Source organism: Bartonella sp. AP1QHHD (genome assembly GCF_042196265.1).
In the GTDB taxonomy this organism is placed as follows: domain Bacteria; phylum Pseudomonadota; class Alphaproteobacteria; order Rhizobiales; family Rhizobiaceae; genus Bartonella.
Genome location: NZ_JBHIPW010000107.1, coordinates 22,812 through 36,534 on the forward strand (window position 1 = coordinate 22,812; position 13,723 = coordinate 36,534).

Below are 13,723 nucleotides of genomic sequence, written 5' to 3' on the forward strand. Positions count from 1 at the left end.
TTATGAAGAGGCTGAAAAACAAATGCTTTTTATCTTATGAGTGGATGATCGCTTTTCGTTATATGATTCCCAATAAAAAACATGTCGTTGCATCTGTTATTTCAATTATTTCTCTTATTGGGATTATGTTGGGCGTATTTGCTCTGGTTGTTGTTATGGCGGTGATGAATGGCTTTCGTACAGAACTTCTCAATCGTATTCTTGGTATGAATGGGCATCTTATTATTCAAACAGTTGATTCTGGTTTTTCTGATTATAAGACTCTTATTTCTTCTTTAGAAACTACAAATGGTGTGAAGTTTGCTTTACCTGTTATTGAAGGTCAAGCGCTTGTTCAAGGTGAAGTTCAAGGTGGCTCTGGCGCGTTAGTTCGTGGTATGCGCAAACAAGATCTAGAAAAGCTTAAAACAGTCTCTCAAAACATTAAATTAGGATCGATTTCTCGGTTTGATCAAGAAGAAGGTGTTGCAATTGGAAGTGGCTTAGCAGAAAAATTAGGACTGACAGTTGGAAGAGATATTCGTATTATTACTCCAGATGGTGATGAGACTCCTTTTGGCGTTACCCCACGTGTGAAAGCTTATAAAGTCGTTGCTATTTTTGAAGTTGGTATGTCTGAATATGATTCAATATTTATCTTTATGCCTCTCCATGAAGCACAAATGTTTTTTAATTTGGGAGATAAGGTTCAGTCTTTAGAATTATTTCTAAATGATCCTGATGCTGTTGATCAAATAAAACCTGTTGTAGAAAAAGCAGTTGATCAACAGGTCTATTTAATTGATTGGCGTACACGCAATCAGGCTTTTTTTTCAGCCTTACAGATTGAACGAAATGTTATGTTTTTCATTCTTTCTCTGATCGTTCTTGTTGCTGCTTTAAATATTATTTCAGGGCTGATTATGCTTGTAAAAGATAAAAGTCATGATATTGCAATTTTACGCACGATGGGGGCTCAACAGAGTGCAATTTTGCGTATATTTATCATTACAGGAATGATGATTGGTTTTATTGGAACTATATTGGGGTTAGTTTTAGGTGTTATCGCGACCACGAATATTAATCATATCCAAGATTTTATATCTTGGTTATTTAATGTCGACGTTTTTAATCCTCAACTTTATTTTTTAACAAAATTGCCTGCACAAATTGAGTGGAAACAGACCGTCTTGGTTGCTATGATGGCTTTATTCTTGTCGTTTCTTGCTGCTCTCATTCCGGCATGGCGTGCTGCTAAGCTAGATCCCGTACAAGCTTTGAGGTATGAATAATGACAGCTATTTTAGAGCTTGTAGAGATTGAAAGACACTTTTTCGAGAGTCATAAGCCTCTCATTGTTTTAGATAAAGCCAATTTTATTCTTAATCGTGGAGAGCTTGTCGCACTTGTTGCACCATCTGGTGCTGGAAAATCAACACTTCTTCATATTGCTGGATTATTAGAAAAACCAACAGCTGGTGATGTGATGTTACGGGGTGTTTCTTGTGCAAAGCGCTCTGATAGTGAGCGAACAGCTATAAGACGAAATGATATTGGTTTTGTTTATCAATTTCATCATTTACTTCCAGAGTTTACGGCGTTAGAAAATGTCATGATACCGCAAATGATAGCAGGATTAAAAAAATCCATAGCAGAAGATCGTGCGCGCAAATTATTAACGTATCTGCGTATTTCTCATCGTGCGAACCATCGTCCCTCAGAGTTATCGGGAGGAGAACAACAACGTGTTGCTATTGCACGTGCAGTAGCAAATGGCCCTTCGGTTCTTTTGGCTGATGAACCTACAGGAAATCTTGATCCAGTAACTTCAGCTTATGTCTTTCAAGCTTTATCTATCCTTGTTCGTCAGTCTGGTCTTTCTGCTCTTATTGCAACACATAATTACGCTTTGGCTAAGCAAATGCATCGTCGAATTACACTTAAAGAACAAAAGATTATAGAACTTCCTTAAAGCAAGGTACAAATTTTTACGACTAATTGAATAGTTTATATTATTTTATTCAAGGAGATTGTTTATGACAGTTTTTGTCGTTGACAAAAATCAATTAGATGCTCGTCGTCGTCGATTGATTTTTCGTGCATGGCATCGCGGTATTCGTGAAATGGATCTCATTTTTGGACATTATGTCGATGCTCATATCACTGAGATGAATGATAGAACGCTCTCTGAGCTTGAGTATATTATGTCTTTTGATGATCGTGATTTACTCACATGGATTACTGGAGAAATTTTGCCCCCCTCTGAAGTTGATAGTCCACTTTTCCGTGATATTGCCAATTATCGTACTTGCTTAAGTTATTAATCCCGATGCCTATATTTAAAAAAATTGTTATTCCCAAAAATAATTCTGTTCGTATGATTTTAGATGGCGTTACTGATGGATTTGAAGCCTTTGCGCTTGCTAAATTAAGTTCAGAAATTGCACAAGGTAAACCGCTCATCTATGTTGTCCGTGACGGAACAAAAATTGCGCATTTACAACAAGTTTTAAATTTTATTGAACCCAATTTACCCGTACTTCAATTTCCTGCATGGGATTGTTTGCCTTATGATCGCGTATCACCAGGAATTGCTGTTATGGCACGTCGACTATCAACATTGGCACACATAGCAAATTTACGGAAAGATCCACATCCTGCAATTATATTAACTACAGCAAATGCAATTATGCAAAAGTTGCCTCCTCGTGAAATGATAGAAGCTCAGCTTATTCACGCACGTGTTGGCCAGCGCAATAACATGGGAAATCTTATTCAATTTCTAGAAACCAATGGTTTTGAACGTGTTACGGTTGTCCGTGATGTTGGTGAGTTTGCTGTAAGAGGAGGAATACTTGATATCTTTTCTCCGATGGATGTTGAACCTTTACGTCTTGATTTTTTTGGAGATACCCTAGAAAGTATCCGCGTATTTGATCCAGAAAGTCAAAGGACAACAGGCCAAAAAACTGAACTTTTATTACAGGCAATGAGTGAGGTTGTTCTTACACCAGAACGCATCAGCCGTTTTAAAAGCAATTATACCCGTACATTTGGTGTATCACAAAAAAATAACATGCTTTATGAAGCAATTTCTCAAGGTCGGCGTTTTGTTGGTATGGAACATTGGCTTCCATTTTTTTATGAAAACCTTGATAGCTTTTTTGACCATTGTGGCAACTTACCGATAGTTTTTGAGCATCTCATAGAAGAAGTCTTCATTGAGCGCTATCATCTTATTGAAGACTATTATAATGCGCGCAAAGAGCGCGAAAATGATAAAGAAAATTCTACTTCTTATCATCCAATAGACCCTAGTCTTCTCTATTTAACGCCAGAGCGTGTTTTAGAATGTGTGCAACAATCTTCACAGCGTATTGATTTTTCGCCTTTTAATATTCCACAAAGTTTGGAACAAACTGTTATTCACGCACATGTTAAACAGGGATATGATTTTGTAAAAGAGCGTAATGCGCAGGAAAAAAACGTTTTTTCAAGTGTTATTGATCACATCGCATCTTTACGCGCTGCGGGCAAAAAAGTACTTTTAGCGTGTTGGAGTGAAGGATCTCTGAATCGTTTAGTACAAGTTCTCGACGAGCATGGATTGAAAAAAATAGATGTTGCAAAATCTTTGCAAACTGTCAAAGCAACACCTCGAGATCGCATATTAGCAGCTGTTATCATGATAGAACATGGTTTTGTGGCTGAAGATTTGGCTATTATAGCAGAGCAAGATATCCTTGGCGATCGTTTTATAAGATCGCCAAAGCGGCGTAAGAATAATACAAATTTTATTTCTGAAGTTTCTGCTTTAAATTCTGGTGATATTGTTGTGCATATCGACCACGGTATTGGCCAATTTGTTGGTCTTAAAACCATCACAACCACTGGAATTTTACGAGATTGCCTTGAAATTAAATATGCTGGAGGTGATCTCCTCTTTTTACCTGTTGAAAATATTGAGCTTCTCTCACGTTATGGCTCAGAAGGAACAGAGGTAACTTTAGATAAATTAGGAGGTGTTGCTTGGCAAGCACGTAAAGCTCGGCTTAAAAAACATTTATTGGAAATGGCAGGGCAATTAATCCGTATAGCTGCAGAGCGTATGACTCGTGCTGCGCCTGCTTTACTTCCACCAGTTGGACCATTTGATGAGTTTGTTGCTTGCTTTCCCTATGAAGAAACGGAAGATCAAATGAATGCAATTGATGCTATTTTGGATGATCTAGCCTCAGGCAAGCCGATGGATCGCTTGATATGCGGTGATGTTGGTTTTGGAAAAACTGAAGTAGCCATTCGAAGTGCTTTTGTTGCAGCATTAAATGGATATCAGGTTGCGGTTGTTGTACCAACAACTTTGCTTTCACGTCAACATTACAAAACATTTATTGCGCGTTTTCAAGGATTACCAGTTAAAATTGGACATGCTTCGAGGCTTGTAAAAGCGAAAGAACTTGCACGAGTAAAAAAAGGTGTTTCAGATGGTACAATCGATATTGTCATTGGAACCCATGCATTATTAAGTGGTGCAGTTAATTTTTTACGGTTAGGCCTTCTTATCATTGATGAGGAACAGCATTTTGGTGTCAAACACAAAGAGCGTTTAAAAGAGCTTAAAAGTGATATTCATGTTCTCACACTTTCAGCAACTCCCATACCACGCACTTTAGGGTTAGCCTTATCGGGTGTACGTGAACTTTCATTGATAACAACACCCCCCATTGATAGAATGGCGGTTCGTACTTTTATTTCACCCTTTGATGCACTTGTTATACGAGAGACTCTGCTTCGAGAATATTATCGTGGTGGACAAAGTTTCTATGTTTGTCCTCGTATTTCTGATCTGGCTTTTGTAGAAGAATATCTCAAAACACATGTGCCAGAACTGAAATTCGTTGTGGCTCATGGACAAATGCCGGCTGGACAACTTGATGATATCATGAATGCATTTTATGATGGGCAATATGATGTGCTGCTCTCAACAACCATTATTGAATCGGGGCTTGATATTCCAACAGCCAATACCCTAATTGTGCATCGTGCTGAGATGTTTGGCCTTTCTGCTCTTTATCAGTTACGTGGTAGGGTAGGACGTTCAAAACAACGTGCGTATGCTCTCTTTACATTTCCTGCTGGTAAAGTTTTAACAGCTGCTGCCGATCGCCGTCTTAAGGTTTTACAATCTCTTGACACCTTAGGGGCCGGTTTTCAATTGGCAAGCCATGACATGGATATCCGCGGTTCAGGCAATTTTTTAGGTGAAGAGCAATCGGGGCATATCAAAGAAGTTGGATTTGAACTCTATCAAAAAATGCTTGAAGAAGCTGTTGCTGAATTAAAAGATGGAGAGCTAAATGAAGATAAGCAATGGTCCCCTCAAATTTCACTTGGTACAACAGTGATGATACCAGAAAGTTTCGTGCCTGACTTATCATTACGTATGGGACTTTATCATCGTTTAACAGAACTTGATGATTTAGAACAAATTGATGAATTTGCAGCGGAGTTAATTGATCGCTTTGGTCCTTTACCCCTTGAGGTTCAACACCTTCTTAAAGTCTTTTATATCAAAATATTGTGTCGAAAAGCGCATGTAGAGAAATTAGATACAGGACCAAAGGGGATTGTTATACAGTTTCGTAATAACTATTTCGCAAATAGCATTGCTCTTGTTCAGTGGGTGGGGAAACAAGGTTCAATGGCAAAAATTCGACCAGATCAAAGTATTGCTCTTATTCGTGATTGGTCCACAGCGGATGAAAGGCTTGTTGGAGCAGCGAATATTATGACACAGCTTGTCGAAATGGCAGAACAACATTCTGTTTAAAAAATTTCTTTATTGTTTCAGAACTGTTACTCATTTTTATAAACATTCTATAAAAACAAACAGTTATTGATTTTGTATAAGAATAAAATTTAAGTTTATAATAAAGAAGCATTTATATATTTATTTGATTTTTTTATATACGTATTGATATTAATGAAGAAAATAGATTAGACGGTTTAACTGCAATAAATAGTACTTTCATATAATAAGCTAATAAGCTCCTGTAAATTTTTTAGAAAGAAAAAATTTAGGTAAAGATAACATGCTTTCTTCATTACAAAAGTTGCTAACGATAGTTTTTTTATTACTCACTTTAATACATGGCGAAAAACACGCTTATGCTGAGTTATCTTCTGATGAACAATACCAACATTTAAAAAACAAAAGAAAGAATATTAAAGAGAGCATACAATTTATTGAAGAAAGTATGTCTCATTTAGATATTTGGAAAAAAATATTTCTAAAGCAGAATACTATAAGCGTTTGCAGAAACAGAATAAGTTATACAAAAAACTGAAAACTCTGAAGGATGAATATTATAATCTTGGTTCGAAATTACAGGATCTAGCTGAAAAAAAACAAAAAATTATCTCTAGAATACATATAGCGAGAGAGTACGAAGTAGGGGAGTATGAAGAAAAGTTGATTAAAACAAAAGACTATTTAAAAAAACTCAAATGTTTAATGAATGGGGAATGAATGAGAAAAGTGGAGGTGATGATGAGATAATGAAAAATTATCTCATGTTTATTATTGCTTGCAACACGTTAGCGGATATATTGCAGAGTGATATAGGTGCTATTTTGCGCAAAGGTTTTGATTGGAAAGATAAAGATTTTAGTTGGGCTAAAGGCGCAAATAATTCAATAAGTCCTAGTTTAGTCAGGGATATTAAAGAATTACTAACAGATGGCTCTTATAGTTATGAAAAACAAATATTTGACGATATAAAAAATAGTCTTACAGGAGATAATTGGTTTGTTAAAAATGCACCTGAGCTTTGTAGAACCATTAAAGAAGTACATAATATAATGCTGCCAAACAAGAAAAAGAATATTATAGATCGTATGCGTTCTCATGTTGAAGAATTATTCAATTAAAAAATTAATTATACAAATACAGAGAAATTAAGATAATATACTAAATAATAGTTTAAATATGTTAGTAAAATATATTTTAATTTTTTGTTTTTATCATTATTTATAATAAAGTAATTTATACACATAAGATATTATCTATTATTCTTATCATATAAGATTTAATATATATATTAAATAATAAACTCATATATCTTTTTTATGTTTTCTTTTTATGCATGATTTTTTGTGCTTGTAGTTTTTTATTTTTATCTGTTTAATTATTTTAATGACGATACATTTCATATCTTAAATCTTGTTTTATTAATACGATAAGAGAGATGTTTTATAGCTCTAAGTTGTGTTATATAGGAAAATAAAATGATATTTTGAATTCATTTTTTCTTAAAACTTAAATCATTAACGATTTATATCTTTGATGTTGTAAAAGATGAAAAGAATTTATCATTTTAGTAAATTATTTTATTTGAGAAATAACTTAAAATAAATTGATAAAAGCTATATTTTTTATTCATGTTATAAAGCTGAGAGATGATATTTGTACAGAAGTGCAATAATAGATGTATAATATATGAGCATAAATTTATTATGGCTTTAGGCACGTGAGATGATTCATAGGGGGAATCCCTTTGTTCAGTAGTTTTATCTATAAAACTAACTCTGCTTGTGATGTACAAGTGGAATAAATTTTATTGATACAATATAAGAGAGGTTTGCGCTATTAGGATCTTTCATACAATATAGAAATAGAAAAAAGATAAATTATTATTATAAATTAATATGTTATTATATTTTAAGAAAGTTTATTATAAATAAAATATTTTCAGCAGTTATAGATTTTCTCTCTAAGAAAATGTGTTGTTTAATTAAGAAAAAAGCGCTTCTTTAGTAGCGTATTTTTAAACTAAACTGTTTAGTTAAACGCTATAGAATATAAAATTTTTATTACAAAAGCGTATCACCATTGTTTTGTAAACAAGGGCAGAAATTTTAGACAATCAGTGGTTTTAATTCATCAAATGTTTCAATAATACCGTAGATGATTTTGTTTTTGTGTATCACACGAGGCACATAAGGAAAACTGTAAAACTTATCTGATATTTTGGAGCTTAATGCATTGCAACACCTGTTGCTAATGTTCTATAAGCTTAACATGAAGAGTAATAAATGTAAAAATTTTAATTAGTAAGTTTTTTAGAGTAGTATCAGAGTTTATTTTAATTAGCATTGCAATATTGATTCGTTTGTGTAATCTTAGTTTAAATGCACAGAGGTGTTTTATGGATAGATTGCATCAAATACCAATGTGATGAAGAGGGGAAATGATATGAGTGTATAAAAATTAGAATGGCTCGTCGTATTTTTTCTCTAAATTTGACTTTTTTTTTTTATATTGAAGTAAAAATAGTAAAATTAATTGTTATTTCATTATAATTTAATAAATTAAGTTGGAATTATATTTAATATTTTTTTGAAGTTACTTAAGAGCGCGTTGAAAGGATTAACTTAATCATGTCGCATAAAAATGTTTATTCTGCTGTTTCAGTATTAGTTGGAGCCGCTGCCCTTTTTCTTATAGCTGGTATTTCTGCAAATGCGCAAACTTTATCACAAGGTTGGTACAAAGTTTGCAGTAAGCAGCATGATGTTGATATTTGTAATACAATGAATACTGTATTATCGAATACGGGACAACCTTTAACGGCTTTTAATCTTGTTGAAATAAAAGGGAAGCAAAATGAGAAACGTATAGGTATTCAAGTACCTACAGGTCGTTTTTTGCCAGAAGGTGTTCACATTAAAATTGGTGACGAGTTCTCTAAAAAAATTCCTTATATTATTTGTAATGGACCAAGTTGTATTGCTAATGATGTCTTAGATGATAAGCTTATAGCAGCTATGAAAAGTGGTACAAAAATGGTTGTAACCACAGTTAATTTCCGTGGTTCAGCTAATCCTATTGAGTTTTCTCTTAATGGGTTTACAGCAGCCTATACCGGTCCTGGTATGGAGGAAAAAGATTTTCAACAAGAACAAATAAAGCTGCAGCAAGCCATTCAATCAAAGCAAAAAGAAATTGAAGAGCGTATGCGGGATGAGCAAGAAAAAGCAAAACAAAAGTAATAAACCCACACCATAGAAGTTGGTCAAAACGTCTTCTATAATTGTTTATTTGAACCGCCACAATTTTCTGTGGCGGTTTTTTTAATCCTTAATTTTTCGAAAGAATTCTGCGTTTCCACCAACCAATACGTTCAGTTTTGGAAGAATCATTAGGCGTTGATGAAATAACAACGGGTTGATTAATTGTTTCTTCAATTTGGGAAGGAGAGGTTTCGATAACTTTCTCCATCTCGATTACAGTTTCTTGCTCTAATATTTTTTGTATTTGCGTTGTCTCTTTAGAAGATGATTTTTTACGTGTTCCACGTGTTGATTTTTTACTCTTTTCAAGAGCTTTATCTTCTACCTCATGAATAGCTTTATCTGCTTTTTTTGTTTTAGTTTTACGCACCGAACTGGTTGTAGGTTTTTCTTCAAGAGATTTTTGTTCTGCAATATTTTGATCATTCTCTAAAGAAAGTTGATTTTCTACTACTTTTGAAGAACGTGTTTTACGTTTAATACTTGTATCATTTTTTTCAGATTCACTCTGTTGTTGTATATCTAGAGCTTGTGTATTATTCTTTGTTTCTTCAAGTTCAAAAGATTTAGCAGGTGAAACACGACGTTTGCGATGCGCTGCTTTAATTTCTGCTAAAGCTTGCTTAGCAAAATCTCCCACTGGTTCTGCATAAGGAACGCGAATCTGATGAAAACTATTATCTTGATTGCGTCGACCACCACGACGTCCTCGACGACGTCCTCGACGATAAGAATCATCATTCAAGGTATCTTCTTTTTTATGAACGTTGGAGAGAGAATGATCAGTAATTTCACCGTGACGATTTTTGCGCCGACGCTTTTGGTTTGTTTCAATGGGAGAAGGATTTTCAATAGATTCACTTTTTATGAAAACAGAATCTTCAATTTCTTGCTTATTGTCATCTTCCAATGAAGATTGAAAAATTCTCTCTGCTATTGAGCCTTTAGAAATAACAAGATGTTGTGTTCCAATACTATCATCTGCTTCAATACTAATATTAAGTTTAAAGCGAGCTTCTAAATTAACAAGAATATTGCGTTTATGATTTAATACATAAAGCGCTGTTGCTACGGGGGTGCGCACGATAATATTATGTTGCGAATTATGAAGAAGATATTCTTCAATTGAGCGCATGACATGTAACGCAATTGATGATTCAGAACGTATATTTCCTGTTCCTGCGCAATGTGGGCAGGGCTGTGTCGTACTTTCTAAAACCGATATGCGAATACGTTGACGACTCATTTCTAAAAGGCCGAAGTGTGAAATATGACCTACTTGAATACGAGCACGATCATTTTTTAAACAATCTTTTAATTTTTTTTCGACCAGCTTCACATTGCGTTCTTCAAGCATATCAATAAAATCAATCACAATTAAACCAGCAAGGTCACGCAAGCGTAATTGACGCGCTACTTCTTCAGCAGCTTCAAGGTTAGTTTGTAAGGCTGTCTTTTCGACAGAGAATTCTTTCGTAGAGCGGCCAGAATTTACGTCAATAGCAACAAGTGCTTCTGTTTGATTAATAACAAGATAACCACCAGATTTTAAAGAAACCTGTGGTTGCAACATTTTATCAAGTTGAATTTCAATATTATTTCTTGCGAAAATGGGCGTAGGATCACGGTAAGGTTGCACAACTTTTGCATGACTTGGCATGAGCATACGCATAAAGTCTTTCGCTTCACGATATCCTTGGTCTCCAGAGACAAGAATTTCACTAATGTTCTTATTGTAAAGATCTCGTATAGAACGCTTGATGAGATTGCTTTCTTCATGGACAAGGCATGGCGCCGTTGACTCGAGTGTCAAAGTGCGAATAGTATCCCATAACCGCATAAGATATTCATAATCACGTTTAATTTCAGCTTTTGTTCTATTGGCACCAGCGGTTCGTAAGATAACGCCCATACCTTTTGGAACGGCTAATTCTTTTACGATTTCTTTAAGACGCTTACGGTCTTGTACGTTCGTAATTTTTCGTGAAATACCACCACCACGTGCTGTGTTGGGCATTAGAACAGAGTAACGACCAGCTAGAGATAGATATGTTGTAAGGGCAGCACCTTTATTACCACGCTCTTCTTTGATAACTTGTACCAACAAAATTTGACGTCGTTTAATGACTTCTTGAATTTTATACTGGCGCCCTTGTTTTCTTTGATAAATCGGGAGCTCTTCACGGATGTCCTCAGCACCGACCATTTCAATCTCATCATAAGAGATATTGGCATTTAATGCTTCTTCTGTATTATCAATTATTATCGCTTCAGATGTGATATCATTTTCAATATCGGCTGCTATAACATTGTTTTTTTCACTTTTTTTTGTTCTTCTGGAGCGTTTTTTATTTTTAGTTGCTTCTTCCGTAAAGGTATCTACAGAATTTTCTCCTACAGCTTCTTTTTCTTCTTCTTCAAGAAGAGCAAGGCGATCAGCAATAGGAATTTGATAATAATCAGGATGAATTTCAGAAAATGTTAAAAAACCATGTCGGTTTCCACCATATTCAACAAAAGCCGCTTGGAGAGACGGTTCTACACGCGTAATACGTGCGAGATAAATATTCCCCTTGAGCTGTTTTCTATGTTCTGATTCAAAATCAAGTTCTTCAATTTTGTTGCCGTGAACAACAACAACACGTGTTTCCTCCGGATGGGAGGCATCTATAAGCATTTTGTTTGACATAAGTTAATATCCTGAAGGCGACATGCACAATTTTATTCAAACGAATGCTATAACTATTCGTAAATATAAAAGGCTGTCTGCCATAAAAGGGAGGTACCAGAAAAACAGGACGGAACACCACGTGCAAAGGCATGACTGCATTTACACCATTTCTCATCATTATTTCCATCTGTTTTTTATGACTCATATTTCTTAAAAGTCTCCGGTAAAATAATCTTTAAAACAGTTCGGATATCCGAACCAACGAATCTTAAGTAATGCAATCCTAATGTTACAACATAGAAATTTTTCATCCATAAAAAAGTCTCAACGCATAATAGACAAAAAACTTCTAAAGACAACTTAATATGAGTTACAGATAATTTAGATGACTATTATCAGCTAGGAAGCATAAATATTCTTTTATGTTGATATCATGCGTTTGGCAAGTAACAATGTAAATCATGTATAATTATAATATCTTTATGACCTTAATTTCGTTTTGAGGTGTTTATTTAGCTTTTATTGAAAAATAGATAATAAATTGGTGTATCGTTTTATGTAACCAAGATAAATTATTACAAAGGTAATGTAGAGTATTTTGCTTATGATAAGAGTTTTTTTTACCAAAAAGCTGAAAACAGCTTATGGGGATGTTATTGTGTTCGTCACATACTTTTTATTATCTTTTTTGCTACTCCAAACCAGTCTTCAAGCCGGAGATCCTCTGAGACTTATTAATTTTCGAACCATTGGTGATAGTGTTCATACGCGTATTATTGCGGTTTTTAATTCAAAACCAAATGTTCGTTTACAGATTTTGGACAGGCCAGCACGTTTGGTTATCAATTTACCTACAATTGACTTTTCGATGCAAAATACGCCTTTAAAGAAAAGGAATACATTATCCGTTATGCTTTCAGATGTGCGTTACGCTTTCTCTGACATACAGACTTCACGCATTGTTTTGACAAGTAAAACGGCTTTTGTAGTTGAAAAAAATGTCGTAAAAAAATTAAATAATGGTTTATGGCAGTTGCTGATTGATATTCGTAAAAGTACACAAGAAAAATTTGATGAGATATTAAAAAAACAGCAAAGGATCAATTTTGATACAAAAACACAGTTAATGCCAGCATATAATTTCCGTGTTGTTCTTGATCCTGGTCATGGTGGTATTGATGGTGGTGCGCGGGGGGTTACTGGAATTTTAGAAAAAGATGTGACTTTAGACTTTGCGCGTGCATTGCGAGACGAATTACAAAAGGATTCTCATATTACCGTTGCTTTAACACGAGATTCCAATATTTTTTTAAGACTAAGTGAAAGAGTTAAAAAAGCGCAAGAGTTTGATGCTGATCTTTTTATATCTATTCACGCGGATACGATTGATCTACATTCTCTTCGCGGTGCCACAGTGTATACCATATCAGACAAAGCCTCTGATGCCATTGCAAAATCTTTAGCTGAAAATGAAAATAAAGTTGATTTGCTTGATGGTTTGCCTGCAGATGAAACGCTCGAAGTTACAGATATTTTGATGGATCTTACACGACGTGAGACACATACATTTTCGGTTAATTTTGCAAATAGTGTTATTTCAAGTTTATCAAAGAATCATATTAACTTGATTAATAACCCACATCGTTATGCTAATTTTCAAGTTTTAAGAGCTTCAGATATACCCTCAGTCTTGATAGAGATAGGTTATTTATCCAATAAAGAGGATGAAAAGTTATTAAATGATCCTCATTGGAGAAAACAAATGGCAGCCTCTATTGCTCATTCTATTCGTCAATTTGCTGATTATAGGCAGAAAATGATACAGCCTCTTTAAATTTGTGAGAAAATAGAGTATCTATATGGGCTTCTAGTGTACCCTAGTATAAATAAAAGATAGAAAACGATTTCTCTTGATCTCAATCTTGTGGTGATATCCACTTGGTGTGTTTGAAGTAACGTATTTTTTTCTTTAATTAATTCTTAAGAAAGCGATAGCCGTTT

General features: G+C 34.5%; 8 protein-coding genes. 7 read left to right on the forward strand and 1 reads right to left on the reverse strand.

Annotated features, from left to right (window positions below; translation table 11 throughout):
- The first annotated feature begins 2 nt into the window (after window positions 1–2).
- The 6 genes from ACFIME_RS09395 to ACFIME_RS09420 all read left to right on the forward strand — a co-directional run bounded on the left by ACFIME_RS09395 (window position 3) and on the right by ACFIME_RS09420 (window position 9,030).
- Window positions 3–1,271 (forward strand): lipoprotein-releasing ABC transporter permease subunit, encoded by a 1,269-nt coding sequence (locus tag ACFIME_RS09395; RefSeq protein ID WP_375662518.1) that lies wholly within the window; start codon window positions 3–5, stop codon window positions 1,269–1,271.
- Entirely contained in the window at window positions 1,271–1,951 is a 681-nt protein-coding gene (locus tag ACFIME_RS09400; protein ID WP_375621231.1) for an ABC transporter ATP-binding protein, read from the forward strand. The genes ACFIME_RS09395 and ACFIME_RS09400 overlap by 1 nt, the downstream gene beginning before the upstream one ends.
- A gap of 64 nt (window positions 1,952–2,015) precedes the next feature.
- Complete coding sequence (locus ACFIME_RS09405) at window positions 2,016–2,303, forward strand: succinate dehydrogenase assembly factor 2 (RefSeq protein ID WP_375634061.1); 288 nt, start codon at window positions 2,016–2,018, stop codon at window positions 2,301–2,303.
- 5 nt (window positions 2,304–2,308) lie between these two features.
- Window positions 2,309–5,809 carry a transcription-repair coupling factor gene (mfd, locus tag ACFIME_RS09410; RefSeq protein WP_375662519.1) on the forward strand — a complete coding sequence of 1,167 codons (3,501 nt, stop codon included), beginning with the start codon at window positions 2,309–2,311 and terminating at the stop codon, window positions 5,807–5,809.
- Window positions 5,810–6,504: 695 nt separating this feature from the next.
- Window positions 6,505–6,909 carry a hypothetical protein gene (locus ACFIME_RS09415; RefSeq protein WP_375662520.1) on the forward strand — a complete coding sequence of 135 codons (405 nt, stop codon included), beginning with the start codon at window positions 6,505–6,507 and terminating at the stop codon, window positions 6,907–6,909.
- 1,509 nt (window positions 6,910–8,418) lie between these two features.
- Window positions 8,419–9,030, forward strand: a complete 612-nt coding sequence (locus ACFIME_RS09420; RefSeq protein WP_375634064.1) for an invasion associated locus B family protein — start codon at window positions 8,419–8,421, stop codon at window positions 9,028–9,030.
- An 88-nt stretch (window positions 9,031–9,118) separates the two neighbouring features.
- On the opposite strand, the gene ACFIME_RS09425 is transcribed toward ACFIME_RS09420, so the two are convergent.
- Window positions 9,119–11,740, reverse strand: a complete 2,622-nt coding sequence (locus tag ACFIME_RS09425) for a ribonuclease E/G (protein ID WP_375684848.1) — start codon at window positions 11,738–11,740, stop codon at window positions 9,119–9,121.
- Between the two features lie 586 nt (window positions 11,741–12,326).
- Here ACFIME_RS09425 and ACFIME_RS09430 point away from each other — a divergent pair.
- Complete coding sequence (locus ACFIME_RS09430; RefSeq protein WP_375684849.1) at window positions 12,327–13,556, forward strand: N-acetylmuramoyl-L-alanine amidase; 1,230 nt, start codon at window positions 12,327–12,329, stop codon at window positions 13,554–13,556.
- Window positions 13,557–13,723: the final 167 nt, after the last annotated feature.